Below are 17,737 nucleotides of genomic sequence, written 5' to 3'. Positions count from 1 at the left end.
ATGACGCGCATCGCCGGCATGGCGGGCAATCGGGGGCGAAACCTGTTGAACATCGCAGATCGGCAACCGGGCGGCGCCGAGGTCGCGGTTATCCTCACGAACGCCGAGGACGCGCCGGTGCTGGAAGCGGCAGCCGACCGCGGAATCCCGACCGAGGTCGTTCCGCAGGCGGACGGAATGGATCGACAGGAGCACGAGGAAGCAGTCCTCGACGCGCTCGCAAACTACGACGTCGACCTCGTCTGTCTCGACGGCTACATGCGCATCCTCTCGGAGACTTTCCTCGACGTGATGCCGACGACGCTGAACGTCCACCCCTCGCTGCTGCCGGCGTTCCCCGGCATGGACGCCTGGGGTGACGCGCTCGACGCCGGCGTCTCGGTGACGGGCTGTACCGTCCACGTTGTCACCGACGCGACGGACGACGACGGCGCGGTGATCGAGGAGGAGATCGACGCCGGCCCGATCGTGACGCAGGAGCCGGTGCCGATCTACGAGGGCGACGACGAGGCGACGCTCAAAGAGCGCGTCCTCTACGAGGGCGAGTTCCGGGCGTATCCGCGTGCCATCGAGTGGTTCGCCGAGGGAGCAGTCGATATCGACGTGGAGGCTGGCGAGGTGACCGTCGAAGCCGACGCGGCCACGGTCGCGGACGCGGACCACGACGGACTCCCCGCCCGCCGCCTCGTCTCGAACGACCAGCTCGATACCCTCCGTTACGGCGAGAACCCGCACCAGGACGCGGCCGTCTACGCCGACCGGACCTGCGAGGAGGCGAGCGTGGTCCACGCCGACCAGCTGAACGAGGGCGCGAAGGCGCTGTCGTACAACAACTACAACGACGCCGACGGTGCGCTGAACCTGATCAAGGAGTTCGACGAACCTGCCGCGGCGGTCATCAAGCACACCAACCCGGCCGGCTGCGCCACGGCCGATACCCTCGCCGAAGCCTACGAGAACGCCCTCTCGACGGACCCGATGAGCGCCTTCGGCGGGATCGTCGCGCTCAACCGCGAGTGCGACGCCGCCACCGCCGAACAGATCATCGACTCCTTCAAGGAAGTCGTCGTCGCGCCGGGCTACACCGACGATGCGCTCGACGTCCTCTTCGAGAAGGACAACCTGCGCGTCCTCGACGTCGGTGAATTCGATACCGGCGACGGTGTCCACTCCGACCACTTTACCGAAAAATCCCTCGTCGGCGGCCGCCTCGTTCAGGAGCGCGACCTCCAGTCGGTCACCGTCGACGACCTCGAGGTCGTCACCGAGCGCGAGCCGACCGACGACGAGTTGGAGACGATGGTCTTCGCCTGGCAGACCCTGAAACACGTCAAGTCCAACGGTATCCTCTTCGCCGACGGCACCGAGACGGTCGGCGTCGGGATGGGACAGGTCTCCCGTGTCGACGCCGTCCGCCTCGCCGCGATGAAGGCCGACGAACACGCCGAGGGCAAGGACGCTGAGGGCGCCGTGATGGCCTCGGACGCCTTCTTCCCGTTCCCGGACGGGATCGAGGAGGCCGCGAAGGCGGGCATCGAGGCTGTCGTGCAACCCGGCGGATCGGTCAACGACGACGACGTGATCGCGGCCGCCGACGAGCACGGGATGGCGATGGCCTTTACAGGGCAACGGTCGTTCAAGCACGATTAGCGCGGTTCGGAACGAGCGAAGCGAGTGAGAACCGCGGGAATGGCGAGCGGCGAAGCCGCGAGCAGCCCGATTCGGAGCGTGCGAGGCCGAACGAAGTGAGGCCTCGGAAGCGCGAACGGGGAACGCATGTGACCCGCGAGCAGCGAGGGTCGGAGGCCGAGACCCTCGGAGAAGCGAGCGGGGAGGGATGGCGAGGCCGAGTGATAGCGAGGCCCGGGTAGTGAACGGCGACCAACGGGAGCCGTGAACAGCGACCCGCGAGCCGCGCAGTTCCTCACCGCTCGAGTCCAGTGTCGAGATAGTCGAGCGCTAGGAGCCAGGCGTCGGCGGATGCCCGCGCGTTCGCCTCGATCGTTCCGCCGAGCCGGTGGTCTGCCGTGGGCTCCTCGCCGTCGAATCGGTACGGAGTCCGGATGGCGTGTCCGGCGTCGGCGTAGACGCGATTTTCGTACGGCCACGGGTGATCGTGTGAGTCGAGGCGCTCGATCGCGACGCCTGCGAGTTCGTCGGCGGGCCAGATGGCGTCCGCACCGCCAGTCACGAAGGGACGTCGATCACGTACACGACGAGCAGTTCGAGGCACGATTCTGCGCGATGTCGAGGGCCGTCTCGGGATTGGCGACGGGCACGAGCAGGCGGTCCGCGGTCATCGTCTCACCTGTCTGCTCAACCACACGCCCGTCGGCGGGCCAGTGGCCCAAAAATTTCTACGCGAATCTCATTGCTAATCAGTGAAAACGTCTTGGCAGGCCTGAGACAGTGTTCCGATTCTTGGGCGAGTTTCAGTTTTCAGCCTGTTCATATCTTGTGCTCGTTTCCAGGCGTTCTAAACCTTCTCTTAATTTTGAACTATTTGTGACAGGTAAACCCGGTATCCCGCTTCACTCCCCAAAACTAATTTTTGTAAATGCCATTACAAAATATCAATTTGGGAGGTTTTTTTGTAGTGGCTAAACGTGTGAACGAGCTATGTCAACCCGAATCGAACCAGGGGTGGTTGCAATCTGTGGAAGTTTGCGTGACAGTAGTCGGACACGGGTCGCGCTGAAGGAGGCGCTAGCAGCGTCCGAAGAAGCCGGTGCAACGACCGAACTTGTTGACCTTCGGAACTACGAGTTGCCGAGTCTGAACGCCGTGGATACTAACGTGCCGGACGCGAAAAATCTACGAGAGACCGTTGACCAGGCCGATAGCATCCTGCTCGGTACCCCAAATTACCACGGGTCCTATTCGGGAGCATTGAAAAACGCACTCGATTACTGCGGTCGAGGTGAGTTCGCGGGAACAACTGTCGGCCTACTAGAGGTCGCTGCTGGGGAGTTCCCCGGGTCAGCCCTCATTCACCTCCGGACGGTCAGCCGGACATTACGCGCGTGGGCGCTACCAACAGAGGTCGCAATTCCTGATTCATCCTCACTTGTGGACGAGAATCGAATCAAAGATTCGAGCATCGCCGAGCGGACGCACCGACTCGGGCGCGAACTCGCATTGTACGCTGGTGTAGCGGAATATCCGGAGAGGATCCCACGGACTGCCGTAGCAACTGACTGTACAACCAACCACTGACCCAAAACATATGAAAGCGATTCAGCTCCAAGAAACCGATGGTATCGAGGCACTGGCCTACGACGATGTCCCCCGTCCCGAACCAGAACGGGACGAACTCCTCATTCGGGTACACGCGGCTGGAATCAACCCCATCGACTGGCTCACATGCCGCGGGCAGCTCCCACACTTGCTCGACAGCGAGGTACCGTGGACTCCCGGCTGGGACGTGTCGGGCGTTGTCGAATCGGTTGGGAACAACGTAACCGAGTTTGCTCCTGGCGATGTCGTCTGCGGAATGGCACGTCTTCCCGGTTCCGGGGGTGCATTCGCCGAATTCATCACGGTGACGAGCGACGAAATCACGGCCAAGCCTGGGTCGCTCTCTCATCTCGAAGCTGCGGGCGTCCCCATGGCAGGACAGACTGCCTTCCACGCACTCTACGAGGAAGGGAACCTCGATTCCGGACAACACGTTCTCATCCACGCAGCGGCTGGTGGCGTCGGTCATATGGCCGTCCAGTTCGCGGCGAATACGGGAGCTTACGTAATCGGAACTGCCTCCGGCCGCAACGAGGCGTTCCTCCACGAACTGGGGGTCGACGAATTCATCAACTACCGAGAAGAACGATTCGAAGACGTACTGGACGACGTTGATCTCGTCCTCGATGCTGTTGGTGGTGATGTCCTCGAACGGTCGGTCGAGGTCGTCCAGCCCGGGGGCGTCGTCGTTACGCTCCCGGAGCCGCCCTTGGAGAAGGCGGTCGAACGATACCACGACGAGTACAATGTTGCCGTCCGCTTTTTCGACGTCATTATGGATTCGGATCCGGTGGCGCTTCGGCAGGTCGCCGCCCACGTCGAATCCGGAGTCGTTGCACCCCTGGTCAGTGATACGTATCCACTATTCGAGGTACAGAACGCGCTTGACAGGAACGCAGACGGTCACGTTCGTGGCAAGCTCGTGGTCGATATCACGGAGGGAACCGATGATTGACGACGGATTCCAGGTTGGTAGTATTGACCACGTCGAGCTGTCGGTACCCGACCGCTATGAGTTGGCAGACTGGCACAACGAGGCGCTGGGATTCGAGATCGTCGAGGAGTTCGAACACTGGGCAGACCTGGGTTCGTATCCACTGATGATGTCCAGCGACGACGGCAACACGATGCTCGCCCTGTTCAAAGGAGGTCCTTCGAACGGGAATGGCGGATTTCAACGCATAGCCTTCGAAACGTCAGGGGAGAACTTCCTGCGGTTCCGGGAGCGCTTGGCGGAGATTCCAAATATCGACGCGGGCGCCACGAAACGTGACTGACTTCGGAAGTGCGTATTCGGTATTCTTCCCGATCCGTTTGGTCACTCTTTCGAGGTCACCACCAAACTAGGGGGGAACACCCCTTTCCGATGTGTGAAATTGGCCGGCGTAAAGCCGAGAATCAAGGAACCGATCGAGTGGGGAAATATGAGTTCACCTACCCAAGTGACGTCTGCTACTTGTTAAGACCCGTTAGGAATTAAGCGATTATGCCTGGCGGTGACACATTCAGATTTATCTGTCTCGTATAGTAGTTAGGTATTTTGCAGGCGGGAACAGTATGTGTGTATGCCATGTGCCCGCCGCGCCGCCCTTTCTGCGAGTGCAGTCCCCCTGCTAGGTGGTTGTTCGGTACTATCAAGTGAAGATACTGCTGGTGAGTCACGACTTGCCAACATCCTCGTCACCAACAACCTAGAATCATCCCACACGTTCGCCTGTCGTATCGAGTGGGAGGGCGAACGGATTCTCGATCGTACGTACACAGTCCCTGCCGAACAACCTGATCAAACCAGGAAGCCCGGTGTGTCAGTAGAACGTGTCTGGCCGGACGAACCGGGCCAGTTTACTGTCTCCTGCAAGCTCAACGACGAAGCGTGGACCACGCTGAACCCGGCAGATCGCGACTACCCGGATTGTTACTCCCCCTATGGCTATATCATGTCTGCATCGACTGTCCGCTGGTTCGTTGGCCTCAACCAGGATTTCTGTCAAACCGCTCAGCGCGATTACGATAGCTGGTCGCGATGGAACGAGTCGAGGACCGAGTGAACGTGCCAACCCATAATCCGATTATGTCCTGTCCCCGCCGCGCTGCCCTCTCCGCGAGCACAATAGCGCTGCTAAGCGGTTGTTCTGTCCTGTCGAGCGACGACGAGACTGCCGACTCTCGGCTTGCGAATATTGGTATTGCTAACGGTGAAGGGGCTGCTCATACAGTTGCTATCCGCCTCGACTGGGAGGGCGAACGGATTCTCGATCGCACGTACGATATCCCGCCGGATCGACCTGACCAGGACAGGCAGCCCGGTGTGGCAGTAGAGCGTGTCTGGCCGGACGAACCGGCCCAATTCACCATTTCGGGGAAGCTAAACGACGAAGAGTGGATCACGCTCAATCCCGCAGACCGCGACTATCCGGACTGCTATACGGCCGAGGGAACGATCCGCTCAGCGTCCGTGATACGCTGGTTTACTGGCACTTCACCGTCGTTCTGTAAGAACGCCCAGAGCGATTACGAAAACTGGGCACGATGGAACGAGTCGAGGACCGAGTGAAACCGGCCCAGACAATATTCGCGTAGACGCTGTTCCTGCCGCGCTGCCCACTCCTCGCGTAGTCATACTGTGAAACCGTCGGTCCGCTCCATCGACCGTGGTTGTACTGAGTATTCCGCTTTCGCTCGTTCGCCGTCGACACTCTCGCGAAGGCTGCCTTCGAGGCCCCTTCGCATCGACTGGTGAGGACCCGGCGCTGAACCGTCGGCGATTCTGAGCAGGCGACCGGCCGGTGTGCCGTGACTTCGGGTCGGAGACGCGAAAGTGTACTTATCCGGGAGCGTGTATCTTGAGGCGACAACCGATGAATACGCTCCGAGACTTCGTCGACGCGGCGGCCGGTACTATCGATTCTCCCGATTGCTTGTCCTGGGTATCGACCACGCCGGGTGCCGGAGACGGCGTCTTTCTTGTCGACGAGGGTGATTCGGTTCGATTCTACACGCTGGAACGTGGGCACCGGTACTTCGACGTCGAAACGACGTCGGTCGACGCGGCGATCCGCTACCTGCTCGCGTCGACGCCGGGCGTGTTGACCGAGCACCTGCCGTCGTCGGCGTCGGCGGCGGAGGCGCGGGACCTGGTTTCCCATCGCGCGACGCTGGACAGCGCCAGGGTGGCGTGGGAACTCGGAGACGAGTCGTTGATCGTCCCCGATCCCCCTGGTCCGACGGCTCGCGACGCGATCGCGAACGCACTCGACATCGAGGTGGCGGCGATCACTCCCGTCGATGGCCCCGCCGAACAGGTCGTGTGTCGCTGTCCGGCCGACACCGAGCCGACGACGATGGCGGTGCAGTTGCGCGATGCGTTCGTCCTCCCAGTCGCCGTCCTCGTCGATGGAGACGAGACGCGACGGGTCACGGCGCCGGACGTTCGGTAGCCACGACGCTCGCTCGGCTGGTGCGCTCGACGGGTACTTCGATTCGACCTACGGAGAAGAAACCTGCTGCGATTGGTGCGCTGTGCGTGTTGCGTCAGTCGTCGCAGGGGATCGCGCGCGATGAGGGTGCGTCGGTCATCGAGAGGACTTCGTCGAAGAAGTCGAGGGTGTCTTCGGGGCCGGGGTTGGCTTCGGGGTGGTACTGGCGAGTGATGACGTCACAGTCGACGCCGGTGAGGCCTTCCGGCGTCTCGTCGTTGACGTTGCGCTGGGCGACTTCGAGGCGCGGGCCGGGGTCGTCGACCGTGTAGCCGTGGTTTTGCGTGGTCATGACGACGCGGCCCGACTCGAGGTCGATGACGGGCTGGTTGACGCCGCGGTGGCCGAACGCCATCTTCTCGGTCGTGCCGCCTAGGGCGAGGGAGACGATCTGCTGGCCGAGACAGATGCCGGCGACGGGGTACTCGTCGACGAGGTCCTGCACGAGCGAGACGGCTTCGCCGTAGTTTTCCGGATCGCCGGGACCGTTCGAGATGAACAGGATGTCGGGGTCGACGTCGCGAACGTCGGCCGGCGTCGCGTCGTGAGGGAGGACGTGGACGGTCGCGCCGCGCTCGACGAACGATTCGATCATCGAGAACTTGACGCCGCAGTCGACGAGGGCGATCGTCTCGCCGTCGTTCTCGGCGCCGTAGACCTCGGTCGACTCGACGCTGACCTGGGCGCCGATCTCGGTGTGATCGCTCATGCCCACGCAGCGATCGAGTTCGGCCAGGGCGTCCTCGGGTGTCGCGGCTTTCCCGACGGCGATCCCGCACTTCATTGCGCCGCCGTCGCGGATGTCGGTGACGACGTCACGGGTGTCGAGGTGGTCGACGGCCGGCACGCCTTCCGCGGCGAGCCAGTCGGCGACATCGTCGGTCAACTCGCGTGCGAGGACGGCCCGCGGGTGGACGCGCTCGGATTCGAGGCGCTCCTCGCGGACGCCGTAGTTCCCGATGAGCGGGTAGGAGAACGTCAGGATCTGTTCTTCGTACGATGGATCCGTCAGACTCTCCTCGTATCCCGTGTAGGCTGTCGTGAAAACCAGTTCCCCGCGAGCCGTACCCGGTGAACGTCCACGCCCCTCGATCACGTGGCCGCCCTCCAGTGCGACGTAGGCCGGTGGCATTACGAGATACGAACTCGTGCCACGGCTATAAATGTTGTCTTCGAAGCTGAATTACGATTTTCGTAATCATCAAGTGCGGCCCCGCCCTATCGTCGCATCTCAATGGACGACCTCGACCGAGAAATCCTCGCCGTCTTGCGACGAGACGCGCGGACGCCCTACACCGAGATCGCCGAGACGGTGGGGACCAGCGAAGGAACGGTCCGAAACCGCGTCGATCGGATGACCGAAGACGGCGTCATCGAGCGCTTCACCGTCGCCACGCGCACAGGAAACGTGAAAGCGATGCTCGAGATCGGTGTCGCCGTCGACGTCGACGCCCGCGAGACGACCGCACGGATGGCCGAGTGGGACGAGGTCGACTACGCCTGGCAGGTCTCCGGCGAGGACGACATCGTTCTCGTGGTCGACGCGGCCGACACGCGCGGCATCAATAGCCTCATCACGCGCGCACGGGAGCAAGACGAGGTCGTCGACACGAAGACCCGCCTGATTCTCGACGAACAGCGCGGCTGAGCACGCTGTTCTCGACTGGGGCAGGTACGTTTCCGCCCACTGGCGGTGATCGGTCGCTCACTGGGACCGATCCTCGCCGTTGGAGGACGATCCCGCGTCACCGTCTCCATCCGCCGACGCTGTTGTCGATTCGGTCGTCGGTTCTTCCGGCGGCGTCCCCACGCCTGGCGTCGGTCCGGTGTCGAGGCGCTCGAACGCACGGGTGACGCCTTTTCGCTCGTGGACGCGCCGATAGAGTCGCCGGACGAATCGGTCCAGTGGGCCGCGGTCGATCCGATACTCGACGCGGCCGTCCCGGATCGCCTCGACCACCGCGTCCGGGCTGAGTTCCGGGGCGTCGATCCGCGTGTACGCGCGACCGACTTCGAACGGATAGTGGGCGTCGCTCCCGCCGACGAGCGGGAGGTCCCACGTCTCGGCCAGTTTCTCGACCAGCGGGAGCGATCGCGGGTGCTTCCCGTTGACCTCGATGGCGTCGAAGGCCACGTCGTCGACCTCGCGGACGGTGCTGTTGCGAAACGGGTGGGCGACGATCGCGGCACAGTCGCGGTCGTGGGCCAGTTCCACCGCCTCGGCGGGCGTCAGTGCCCCAGGGGTGGTCTCCGACGGCGGATCCGGTCCCACGACGAGGACGTGGCCCCGATCGGTCGAGATCTCGATCCCCGGGATAGTCACGACCCGGCCCACCGAAAACGGCGTGTAGTAGTCGTGGTTGGTCGTCGCGAGCCCGTCGAGTCCCCGTCCGGCGGCACTGTAGGTGAGCAAGCGGTGACCGACGGGGTCGAATCGGTCGCCGAGCGCTCGGCGCCCGTGGAAGAATCGCGTGTGCGTATGGAGGTCGACGGCGTACACGTCAGGGTAGTATGCTGGCCAGGGACTTTTGCACTTTCTCCGCGTGTGAGACTCTCATGGCAGCTACCGGGTTCGATCGAGGGGTCGTCGTGGTGAATCCCGAAAGTGGAAGCGGCGATCACGTCGATTCCGTCGTCGAACGCGCCGGTGAGCGCGGACTGGAGATGCGACTGACCGAGCAAGCGGGCGACGCGCGCCGATTTGCCCGCGAGGAAGCCGCCGACGCGGACCTGCTCGTCGCCGCCGGGGGCGACGGGACGGTGAACGAGGTGGCGAACGGGATCGTGGAGGGGTCGGCACTGGATTCGACGACGCTCGCCGTCGTCCCGGCCGGAACCGGGAACAACTTCGCAGCGAACATCGGCGTCGAGGGGATCGCGGACGCGTTCGACGTCGTCGACGGTGGTCGTCGACGGGCCCTGGATCTCGGCCTCGCGAACGACCGCGTGTTCGTCAACTCCTGTGTGGGCGGCGTCACCGCCCAGGCGAGCACGGAGACGTCCTCGGAACAGAAGGCCTCGCTCGGCGTCCTCGCCTACGTCGTCAACACGCTCGAACAGGTCGCCTCGTTCGACGCCCCGCCGCTGTCAGTCGACGTTGGTGGCGGGGTCACCGACGGTCCCGACTGGCACGGCGAGGCGCTGTTCGTGTTCGTCGGCAACGCACGCCGGTTCTCGGGCACGCGGACGGCTCAGGCGAACGTCGAGGACGGCCTGTTCGAGGTGGTCGTCATCGAGCGGGCGCCGCCGTCCGAACTCGTCGGCGAGGCGGCACTGGGCCGTCTGTTCGATCGCGACGGCGAGTCGATCGTCCGCCATCGGACGCCCTCGGTCCGCATCGCCTGTGACGAACGACCGGTCGAATACAGTCTCGACGGCGAATTGCTCGCTGCCGAGCGCCTGGAACTGGACGCCGCATCCGATTCGTTTTCAGTCCTGGTTGGCGACGGCTACCGTCCCGATCCGGACGCGGACTGAGTCACATCAGTGATGCTATTATCCACTATTCACCCGTTTCTGTCACGGTGACTCCATCTCACGTCGTACCGAGTCGATACTGGTTTGGGCTCCCTTCGCCACGTTGGGTGTATGAGTACCGATCCTGACGCGGCCGAACCGCACCCGAATGCCGGCCAGGACGTTATCGCCGTCGACGAGAACGACACCGAGCAGGGACCGGTCAACCGACTCGAGGCGCACACCGGTGACGGTATCCGCCACCGAGCCTTCACCGCACTCGTCTTCGACGGGGACGGGAACATCCTGCTGGCCCAGCGCGCTCCCGAGAAGCGTCTCTGGGGGACCTACTGGGACGGCACCGTCGCCTCGCATCCCGTCGAAGGCCAGAGCCAGGAGGCCGCCACGCGAGAGCGCCTGGAGGAGGAACTGGGAATTACGCCCGAGCAGTACGACGACGTCGAACTCACCGACCGCTTCGAGTACAGGCGCCACTTCGAGAACGCGGGGCTCGAACACGAGGTCTGTGCCGTCCTGCAACTCACGCTCGACGACTGCGAACTCGATCCGGACGAGTCGGAGGTCGCGGGACTCATGTGGGTGCCCTACGACCGACTACAGGATCATCCGGAGTGGTATCGACAACTCCGACTCTGCCCCTGGTTCGAAATTGCGATGCAGCGCGACGACTGAGGCCAACTGGTGCGGGACGGTGGTGGTCTCGAAGGCCGACCGTACACCGCCGCGTTGAATTACTGTCCGTTTCTCCAGTGTGATCGACGCCGGTCGACGTGGTTGTCATTTACTCTCTCGATCCTGGTTAGGGGGACTGGTTGTCGGACGGATTCGCTGTTCCGAAGTGAGCCCTCACGTCGCCACTTCTGGGGGCGTGGTAACAAGCAACAAGGTTTATGAGGGCGACTTTCGTACGTACGACGTGTGAGCCGGTGTCCGGCTCCGTTCCCACATGAGTTCCAGTCCGAGCAAAGCGAAGACGTACGACGTTGATTTCACCAGGGAACAAGCGTGGATCGCCCACCACCGGGTCGTCACACAGGTCGACGAGTCGCTCGACGCGGGATCGCAACCGCCGGAATGGCTCGTCGACCTCTTCGAACGGCTCGAGACCGGTGCGGATTCGATTACAGGTCGACAGGCCGCGGAGCTCCAGCGACTCCTCGCTGACTACGTCGAGGACACCGAGACGCCGGCCGACGACGAACGGGTCGCGGCGGCGCTCATCGACGAGCTTCCGACTATTTATCCGTAGAGAGACGGTGCGACGCCCTCACGGGCGCGTCGTCGCCCACACGGCACCCGATGCGAGCAGCAGTGCCGGAAAGAGCGGCAGGAGGATGAGCGCGAATCGGTAGCCCTCGGCCCCGGGCGGAAACAGGTAGATGCCGGCAGGGGCGACGATGAAGGCCAGTGCGATGATTCCGACGAGTACCCAGCCACGCCAGTCGAACGTCCGGTCGATGGAGGTGGGATGAACACCGGTGAGTGTGTCGTCCGACTCCTCGGATGCGCCGTCGGTTCGATCACCATCCTCGTCGAACGCCGCCGGATCGTGAACGTACCCCTGGTCGTCGCTCATGTGCGATCGTTTCGCTCGATCGGATAAGTGCACTCCGTTTTCCGCCGGCGCGACGTGGCCGTTCGTCCCCGCGCGTGGGACGCCCTGGCGACTCTCTCAGTATTCACTGTCGGGGACGACGACGACCTTGCCGAACCCCTCGCGTTCTTCGAGCAGTTCGTGTGCGCGGGCGGTCTCGCTCATCGGGAGCACCTCGCGGATCGCCGGCTCGAAGGTGCCGTCCCAGACGAGTTCCATGACGTCGTCGACCTGCCCGGGCGTCGCCATCGTCGACCCGATGATCTGGAGCTGGTTCCAGAAGATCCGTGGAATGTCCGTCTCGGGATTCGGTCCACTCGTCCCGCCGCAGGTGACCAGCCGGCCGCCCTTCGCCAGGCTCTTGATCGAGTCGCGCCAGGTGGCCGCGCCGACGTGGTCGACGACGACGTCGACGCCGCGCTTGCCGGTCTCGGCGCGGATCCAGTCGGCGAAGTTTGCGTCCTCGTAGTTGCAGACGTGATCGGCGCCATAGTCACGAGCGGCCTCGAGTTTGGCCTCCGTCGAACCGGTCGCGTACACCTCGGCGCCGACGTAATCGGCGATCTGGACCGCCGCGTGGCCCACGCCGCCGCTCGCACCGAGGACCAGGATGGATTCCGAGGGTCCGAGGTCCGCCCGGTCGACGAGCATCCGCCAGGCCGTCTGGAAGACGAGACTCGTCGAGCCGGCGACGGTCCAGTCGACGCCGTCGGGGACGGGGATCAGGTTGTCCTCGGGGACCGCCGCCTTCTCCGCGTGGACGCCGGGGACGTGCTCGCCGAGGATGTGATAGGAGACACAGCGCGTCGGATCGCCGTCGCGACAGAACTCGCACTCGCCGCAACTGACGCCCGCCGTGACCGCCACCCGGTCGCCGACATCGAACCGTGTGACGTCGTCGCCGACGGCCTCGACGACGCCCGCGCCGTCGCTTCCCGGCACGTGTGGTAACTCGAGATCGATCGTCGGGAGGCCGCCCCGCGTCCACACGTCGAGGTGGTTGAGCGCGCCGGCCTTCACGTCGACGAGTACCTCGTCGTCGCCGACCGTCGGGTCGGGGTACTCGCCGTACTCGATAACATCCCGATCGCCGTGAGCGCTGAAGGTGACTGCGTCCATGTCTGCCCGATGGACGAGAATCGGGATAACGATTGGTATGTCGGGAGCGTCGACGGCGAATCGAATCGTTCCGACTCTTCGGTCCCGGCTATTCTGTCGGCGAACCGATCCCGGCTTCGGAGCGAATTGCGGTTGGTTTGCGACACAAAGTACAATCTTAAGGAAAGTATTTTGTACTCGCTGACTGCAGTGTACGCCGAGTGACAATGGGACGACGTACTCCCCGCGACCAGGGACCGTCCAGGGGGAAAGAAGCGACACAACGGCTCGAAAGCACCGATTCTCGGCCGATCGCGACCGACGGTGGCGTCGGGGCGCCGGACGCCGACTCCACGACTAGAACCGGTCCGTCCGCGCAGTCGAACGGAGCCCCAACGTCAGAGGTGAGGGTGTCGGCACCGACGCCCGACGCCGGGACGGCCGTCTGGGCGAGTCAGGTCCGCGCGTTCGCAGAACGCTGTCTACGCGAGCTCTCGACGGGCACGACCATGCTTCTGACACTCGTCGGCACGGCGGCCGGGATGCAGCTCTTCTACGGTTCGCTCTGGGAGGAGATGTCGGCCGCGATGATCGCGAGCGCCGCCATCGGAACGGGGATGTTCGGGGCCATCTACGTCTGTCTGTACGCCTTCGGATACCTGCTCGCCGGCGACCTGGAGGACCGACGATACGAAGCCTATCGGTCAATGCCGATCGCGGCCTCGGCCGACCTGACCGGTCGGATGGTCGCCGCCGGGGCCCTCGCCGCCGTCGCCTTCGCCCTGACACTCGTCGCCGGCGTCGTGACCGGGGGTACCTTCGCGCTCCGGAGCCTCGCGTCGATTCCCGTCGTGGTGCTCGCGTTCGTCGTCACCTGCCTCTTCTGGATGCTCGTCGCCCTCCCCGTCATCGCGACGGCGGCGAACGAGCGCCTCGCGGAGTACGGGGTGCCGATGATCGCCGTCCTCGGGTACATGCTCACCGGATTCAACGGTGCGAACGTCGCGATCTCGCCCCTGCAGGGAGAGGTGTTGAATTACCTGCCGAACACCCTCTCGACGCGCCTGTTGATCTACCACCTCGTCCCGACGGGTGAGTGGGCCGAAGCGGGGCTGGGACCGCCGGGGCCGCCTGTCGGGCCGGAGTACGTCCTCCTGCTGGTCGCGTACGCGATCGTCGTCCTCGTCGCGGGGACGGTCGTCACGAACCGCATCCTCTACGAACGAGGGTGGTGGCCGTGAGCTGCATCGAGGTGACGAACCTGTCGAAGTCCTTCGACGACGGGCCCGTTCTCTCGGGCGTCGATCTGACCGTCGATGAGGGCGAGGTGCTCGCCGTGATGGGCCCGAACGGCGTCGGCAAGTCGGTGCTGTTCACCTGCCTCGCCGGGAGCACGCACCCGTCGGGTGGCGACGTGACGGTCTTCGGGGCGGATCCGACAGACCGCTCCGACACGACCAGCTTCCTCTTGCAGGACGCGCTGTGTTCGGAGCGACTCACCGGCCGGGAGAACGTCCGCTACTTCGAGCGACTCCATCCGGCGTTCACCGACGACTGGCAACGCTACGCCGACCGACTCGGCCTGGACGCGCTCGACAAGCGCGTCGAGGACTACTCCGGCGGAATGACACGCAAGCTCGAACTCACGATCGCACTCGCCATCGACGTCCCGCTGTACCTCTTGGACGAGCCCACAGCGGCGCTCGACCTCTCCACGATCCAGGTGGTCCATCAACTCCTGCGGGAAAAACGCGACGCGGGGCGGACGATCGTGCTCTCGAGTCACCAGCCGATGGACGCCGACCTCGCCGACCGGATCGCGTTCGTCGCCGACGGACGCGTCGTCGCGACCGGCACGCCCGAGACGCTCTTCGACGACGTTCCGACGGTCGTCGAGACGCGCCTCTCGAACGCCGATGCGCTGAGCGAACTCGCCCTCGCCGACGAAGTGTATCCGGCCGACGGCGCGGTTCGTGCTTTCCTTCCGGATGCGGACGGTGAGACGGCACCTGCCGGCGTCGCATCGTCGCTGCCGTCGGCTGTCTCACTGGTCGATCGGCCGACGTACACCGATCTCTTTACGTATTACACGCGAGTGGTTCCGACGACGGCCCACGATCCATGACCGACTCGAACCACAACGCCGATCGATCGGAACCGTCGTCCGCGACCGACCCCGCGAGCGACGACGGACCTGATCCGGCGGCGCTTCACGAGGAACTTGATCAGATCAAACGGGCCGTCGGCCTCCACGAGTCCGCCCCCTACTGGTGGCGCTGGTGGCTTGTCGAGGGCGTCGGCGTCGCGCTCGGATTCACGCTGTTCAACGTGGGCTTCGTGTACGGCTTTTCGATTCCCGTCATCGTCGGACTGATCGCCGTCTTCGGTGGCCACCAGTACGTCCTCTCTCGCGTCCAGCGCTCCTACGAGGAACCCACGACCGGCGTGCCCGGCTGGGGACGCTGGCACGTCGGCGTCTACGCCGGCCTTCTGGCCTGGATCGTCGGATTCTGGCCGGTTCAAAGCAGCGTCGAGGGTATCGCCGAGACGCCGCTGATCTGGGTCGGTGCCGGCATCGTGATGGGCGTCGCCTTCGTTTATATGGGTCAGCTGCTGGGCGCCTACGACATCAGGGCGGCCGACCAGTACGCGTTCTACGTCGGCGGGTTCTGGCTGCTGGCCGTCTCGGCCGCACTGCCGTGGATCCCGGCCATAGAAGACTGGTCGTTCGCGACTCTCGGCCTCGCTTACGGCCTGTACTGCGTCGTCGCGTACGTCGTCCTCGCCCGTCGCTAACGATGGAACTCGACAAACTCGTCCACCAGCCGACCCGGTTGCAAATCTTCACCCACCTTTACGCGAACGGCGAGACGACGTTCTCCGCGCTGGCGTCCGCGCTCGACCTCACGGAGGGGAACCTCGCCAGCCACATCGAGCGGATGGAAGACGCCGACTGCGTGACCGTCGAGAAGACGTTCGTCGACCGCAAACCTCGGACGACGTACGAACTGACCGACCGTGGGGAAGCGCTGTTCGAATCTCACATCGAGTCGCTCGAGTCGCTCATCGACCAGATCGATTCCGACGACGGCTCGGCGTGATCTGACCCGCGACCAAGCCATAAAGGTTCCACCGGTCTAGTCGGGCGTATGGACGGCGACGAGGCCGGACCTGGGACAGATGGGTCCGTGTCGGAGTCTGACGGAACCGCATCGGGGGCCGATGGGGCCGGGCCGGGGACTGATGGGAACGAACCTGGGACCGACGGTCAGTCTCGGGTCGCGGACGCCGAAGCGGTGCTCGGCGTCGCCGTGGTTTCGATCGGCGTCGGTCTGACGGGCGAAGAGGCGACCGAGGAATCGGACGGGGAGACGGACTCGGAGCAGAACACGGAGACGGACGAGGACGTGAACGAGGTGACGGAGAAGGACGTAAACGAGGTGACGGACGAAGCGCCGACCGAAGCGACGGACGTGCTGGCTGCACTCGCGGCCTCGATCGACGGGATCGAGCACGAGATCGCAATACGGGAACGGGTCGCAGGGGACTTCGATACCGTGCAGGCGACGGTGTCGCGGCTGGCCGACCGCGACGACGTCGACGTCGTCCTCACGGCCGGTGGGATCGGCATCGAGCCCGACGACGCGACCGTCGGGGCCGTTGGCCAGTTGCTAGACGCCGAACTGTCCGCGTTCGAGACGCTGTTTACGACCCGAGTCGCCGAGCGCGTCGGGACGGACGTCCTGAGTGTGCGTCCGCTCGCCGGTGTCATCGCGGGTGTCCCGGTCTTCTGTCTCCCCGCCGACGTGGACACGGCGACGTTCGCCATGTCGGAACTCGTCGCTCCCCAGCTGCCACGTGTGGTCTCGCTCGCGAGTCCGCCGGCTGCGGGCTCCGACGACGATGCGGAACACACGTAGTCCCGGCCGGCGACCGTTTCAGACATGCCATCCGACACGACCGATTCGGCGACCGACGATGGTGACGAGGCCTCAGAGACGTCGGCTGACGTCGACGGGGACCGGGCGCCGGAGAAAGACGCCATTCGGGAGTGCGTCTGGGACGCCCTCGAGGCCGAGGGAGTGGCGCGCTTTCCGTTTCCGCCTCACGGCCGGATTCCGAACGTCGCCGGCGCGTCGGAGGCGGCGGCGCGGCTGGCCGACCAGCCGGAGTGGCGAGACGCGGCGACGATCAAGGCCAACCCCGACGCGCCGCAATTACCCGTCCGTAGGCGGGCCCTACGGGACGGAAAACGCCTCCTCGTGGCCGTCCCGCGGCTTCGATCCGACGCGCCGTTCCTCGAACTCGATCCGGCGGTAATCGACGACTACGACGCGGCGACGACCGTCTCGGGAATCTCCGAGTACGGAACCCCAGTGACGGTCGACTCGCTCCCCGGGATCGATCTCATCGTCTCCGGCAGCGTCGCCGTCACGACGGCTGGCGACCGGATCGGCAAGGGCGAGGGATACAGCGATCTCGAGTACGCCATCCTCGTCGAACACGACTGCGTCGACGCCGACACGCCCGTCGCGACCACCGTCCACGAGCGGCAACTGGTCGACGCGATCGACGCAGCTCCCCACGACGTCGGTCTCTCCCTGCTCGTCACCCCGGACCGGACCGTTCGACCGGAGACGGTCTCCCGTCCCGACGGCCTCGACTGGGATCGCCTCTCCGCCGATCGGATCGAGGAGATCCCCGTTCTCTCGCAACTACAGCCGTGACGGCCCGACTCAGAGGTGTCTCTGTACAACGCGGCAGGTTTTGATGAAAAACGAGTCCGGAGCCGGGAGGTGCTAGGCCCGGCCCGGACGACGTGGCACTGCTGAACGGTGCTGTGGTGGATGCTGGA

General features: G+C 64.5%; 20 protein-coding genes. 15 read left to right on the top strand and 5 right to left on the bottom strand.

Going from position 1 to position 17,737, the window contains the following annotated elements; genetic code table 11:
* A complete protein-coding gene (gene purH, locus C479_RS05285) occupies positions 1-1,650 on the top strand; it encodes a bifunctional phosphoribosylaminoimidazolecarboxamide formyltransferase/IMP cyclohydrolase (RefSeq protein WP_007698952.1) in 1,650 nt (549 codons plus the stop codon).
* A 274-nt stretch (positions 1,651-1,924) separates the two neighbouring features.
* Here purH and C479_RS05280 read toward each other — a convergent pair whose 3' ends face one another.
* The gene (locus tag C479_RS05280) at positions 1,925-2,191 is read right to left on the bottom strand and encodes an acyl-CoA thioester hydrolase/BAAT C-terminal domain-containing protein (RefSeq protein WP_007698949.1); all 267 of its coding nucleotides are present in this window, start codon (positions 2,189-2,191) and stop codon (positions 1,925-1,927) included.
* A gap of 428 nt (positions 2,192-2,619) precedes the next feature.
* Here C479_RS05280 and C479_RS15780 point away from each other — a divergent pair, with 428 nt between their 5' ends.
* The 4 genes from C479_RS15780 to C479_RS05260 all read left to right on the top strand — a co-directional run bounded on the left by C479_RS15780 (position 2,620) and on the right by C479_RS05260 (position 6,674).
* Entirely contained in the window at positions 2,620-3,216 is a 597-nt protein-coding gene (locus C479_RS15780; RefSeq protein ID WP_007698947.1) for an NADPH-dependent FMN reductase, read from the top strand.
* Positions 3,217-3,226: 10 nt separating this feature from the next.
* On the top strand, positions 3,227-4,192 hold the full coding sequence (locus tag C479_RS05275) for an NADP-dependent oxidoreductase (RefSeq protein WP_007698945.1): 966 nt from the start codon (positions 3,227-3,229) through the stop codon (positions 4,190-4,192).
* Positions 4,185-4,514 (top strand): VOC family protein, encoded by a 330-nt coding sequence (locus tag C479_RS05270; protein WP_007698941.1) that lies wholly within the window; start codon positions 4,185-4,187, stop codon positions 4,512-4,514. The genes C479_RS05275 and C479_RS05270 overlap by 8 nt, the downstream gene beginning before the upstream one ends.
* 1,581 nt (positions 4,515-6,095) lie before the next feature.
* Positions 6,096-6,674, top strand: coding sequence for a hypothetical protein (locus tag C479_RS05260; RefSeq protein WP_007698938.1), 579 nt, complete (start codon positions 6,096-6,098; stop codon positions 6,672-6,674).
* A 94-nt stretch (positions 6,675-6,768) separates the two neighbouring features.
* On the opposite strand, the gene carA is transcribed toward C479_RS05260, so the two are convergent.
* Complete coding sequence (carA, locus tag C479_RS05255) at positions 6,769-7,845, bottom strand: glutamine-hydrolyzing carbamoyl-phosphate synthase small subunit (protein WP_007698936.1); 1,077 nt, start codon at positions 7,843-7,845, stop codon at positions 6,769-6,771.
* Positions 7,846-7,947: 102 nt separating this feature from the next.
* Between carA and C479_RS05250 the strand changes: the two genes are divergently transcribed.
* Positions 7,948-8,361, top strand: coding sequence for an Lrp/AsnC family transcriptional regulator (locus tag C479_RS05250; protein WP_007698935.1), 414 nt, complete (start codon positions 7,948-7,950; stop codon positions 8,359-8,361).
* A gap of 57 nt (positions 8,362-8,418) precedes the next feature.
* Here C479_RS05250 and C479_RS05245 read toward each other — a convergent pair whose 3' ends face one another.
* On the bottom strand, positions 8,419-9,213 hold the full coding sequence (locus C479_RS05245) for a PHP domain-containing protein (RefSeq protein WP_007698933.1): 795 nt from the start codon (positions 9,211-9,213) through the stop codon (positions 8,419-8,421).
* Positions 9,214-9,269: 56 nt separating this feature from the next.
* Here C479_RS05245 and C479_RS05240 point away from each other — a divergent pair, with 56 nt between their 5' ends.
* The 3 genes from C479_RS05240 (at position 9,270) to C479_RS05230 (ending at position 11,439) form a co-directional block, all read left to right on the top strand.
* Positions 9,270-10,190 (top strand): diacylglycerol/lipid kinase family protein, encoded by a 921-nt coding sequence (locus tag C479_RS05240; protein ID WP_007698928.1) that lies wholly within the window; start codon positions 9,270-9,272, stop codon positions 10,188-10,190.
* A gap of 111 nt (positions 10,191-10,301) precedes the next feature.
* A complete protein-coding gene (locus C479_RS05235; protein WP_007698925.1) occupies positions 10,302-10,862 on the top strand; it encodes an NUDIX hydrolase in 561 nt (186 codons plus the stop codon).
* A 274-nt stretch (positions 10,863-11,136) separates the two neighbouring features.
* Positions 11,137-11,439 (top strand): DUF7853 family protein, encoded by a 303-nt coding sequence (locus C479_RS05230; RefSeq protein ID WP_007698922.1) that lies wholly within the window; start codon positions 11,137-11,139, stop codon positions 11,437-11,439.
* Positions 11,440-11,457: 18 nt separating this feature from the next.
* Here the strand turns inward: C479_RS05230 and C479_RS05225 are convergent, their stop codons facing one another.
* Positions 11,458-11,766: a hypothetical protein gene (locus C479_RS05225; protein ID WP_007698919.1), complete on the bottom strand. Its 309-nt coding sequence runs from the start codon at positions 11,764-11,766 to the stop codon at positions 11,458-11,460.
* Between the two features lie 96 nt (positions 11,767-11,862).
* Positions 11,863-12,903, bottom strand: coding sequence for a zinc-binding dehydrogenase (locus C479_RS05220; protein WP_007698916.1), 1,041 nt, complete (start codon positions 12,901-12,903; stop codon positions 11,863-11,865).
* Between the two features lie 389 nt (positions 12,904-13,292).
* Here C479_RS05220 and C479_RS05215 point away from each other — a divergent pair, with 389 nt between their 5' ends.
* Genes C479_RS05215 through C479_RS05190 form a run of 6 tightly spaced genes read left to right on the top strand, consistent with a single transcriptional unit; the run spans position 13,293 to position 17,609 of the window.
* Entirely contained in the window at positions 13,293-14,123 is an 831-nt protein-coding gene (locus C479_RS05215) for a hypothetical protein (protein WP_007698914.1), read from the top strand.
* Positions 14,120-15,007, top strand: a complete 888-nt coding sequence (locus tag C479_RS05210) for an ABC transporter ATP-binding protein (protein WP_241430161.1) — start codon at positions 14,120-14,122, stop codon at positions 15,005-15,007. The genes C479_RS05215 and C479_RS05210 overlap by 4 nt, the downstream gene beginning before the upstream one ends.
* Positions 15,004-15,678, top strand: a complete 675-nt coding sequence (locus C479_RS05205) for a hypothetical protein (RefSeq protein ID WP_007698912.1) — start codon at positions 15,004-15,006, stop codon at positions 15,676-15,678. Before C479_RS05210 ends, C479_RS05205 begins: the two co-directional genes overlap by 4 nt.
* A gap of 2 nt (positions 15,679-15,680) precedes the next feature.
* Positions 15,681-15,983: a transcriptional regulator gene (locus tag C479_RS05200; protein ID WP_007698911.1), complete on the top strand. Its 303-nt coding sequence runs from the start codon at positions 15,681-15,683 to the stop codon at positions 15,981-15,983.
* A 48-nt stretch (positions 15,984-16,031) separates the two neighbouring features.
* Positions 16,032-16,802, top strand: coding sequence for a molybdopterin-binding protein (locus tag C479_RS05195; protein ID WP_007698910.1), 771 nt, complete (start codon positions 16,032-16,034; stop codon positions 16,800-16,802).
* Between the two features lie 24 nt (positions 16,803-16,826).
* The gene (locus C479_RS05190) at positions 16,827-17,609 is read left to right on the top strand and encodes a 5-formyltetrahydrofolate cyclo-ligase (protein WP_007698909.1); all 783 of its coding nucleotides are present in this window, start codon (positions 16,827-16,829) and stop codon (positions 17,607-17,609) included.
* Positions 17,610-17,737: the final 128 nt, after the last annotated feature.

It is taken from the genome of Halovivax asiaticus JCM 14624, assembly GCF_000337515.1.
Taxonomy (GTDB): Archaea; Halobacteriota; Halobacteria; order Halobacteriales; family Natrialbaceae; genus Halovivax; species Halovivax asiaticus.
The sequence above is the reverse complement of the archived record's forward strand: the minus strand, read 5'-3'. Positions and strand labels throughout refer to the sequence as shown.

Coding starts and splice junctions, on each gene's coding strand:
- C479_RS05275 (WP_007698945.1), top strand. CDS start 3,227: ATGAAAGCGATTCAGCTCCAAGAAACCGATGGTATCGAGGCACTGGCC.
- C479_RS05235 (WP_007698925.1), top strand. CDS start 10,302: ATGAGTACCGATCCTGACGCGGCCGAACCGCACCCGAATGCCGGCCAG.
- C479_RS05270 (WP_007698941.1), top strand. CDS start 4,185: ATGATTGACGACGGATTCCAGGTTGGTAGTATTGACCACGTCGAGCTG.
- C479_RS05225 (WP_007698919.1), bottom strand. CDS start 11,766: ATGAGCGACGACCAGGGGTACGTTCACGATCCGGCGGCGTTCGACGAG.
- C479_RS05205 (WP_007698912.1), top strand. CDS start 15,004: ATGACCGACTCGAACCACAACGCCGATCGATCGGAACCGTCGTCCGCG.
- C479_RS05200 (WP_007698911.1), top strand. CDS start 15,681: ATGGAACTCGACAAACTCGTCCACCAGCCGACCCGGTTGCAAATCTTC.
- C479_RS05240 (WP_007698928.1), top strand. CDS start 9,270: ATGGCAGCTACCGGGTTCGATCGAGGGGTCGTCGTGGTGAATCCCGAA.
- C479_RS05220 (WP_007698916.1), bottom strand. CDS start 12,903: ATGGACGCAGTCACCTTCAGCGCTCACGGCGATCGGGATGTTATCGAG.
- C479_RS15780 (WP_007698947.1), top strand. CDS start 2,620: ATGTCAACCCGAATCGAACCAGGGGTGGTTGCAATCTGTGGAAGTTTG.
- C479_RS05230 (WP_007698922.1), top strand. CDS start 11,137: ATGAGTTCCAGTCCGAGCAAAGCGAAGACGTACGACGTTGATTTCACC.
- C479_RS05250 (WP_007698935.1), top strand. CDS start 7,948: ATGGACGACCTCGACCGAGAAATCCTCGCCGTCTTGCGACGAGACGCG.
- C479_RS05190 (WP_007698909.1), top strand. CDS start 16,827: ATGCCATCCGACACGACCGATTCGGCGACCGACGATGGTGACGAGGCC.
- purH (WP_007698952.1), top strand. CDS start 1: ATGACGCGCATCGCCGGCATGGCGGGCAATCGGGGGCGAAACCTGTTG.
- C479_RS05195 (WP_007698910.1), top strand. CDS start 16,032: ATGGACGGCGACGAGGCCGGACCTGGGACAGATGGGTCCGTGTCGGAG.
- carA (WP_007698936.1), bottom strand. CDS start 7,845: ATGCCACCGGCCTACGTCGCACTGGAGGGCGGCCACGTGATCGAGGGG.
- C479_RS05260 (WP_007698938.1), top strand. CDS start 6,096: ATGAATACGCTCCGAGACTTCGTCGACGCGGCGGCCGGTACTATCGAT.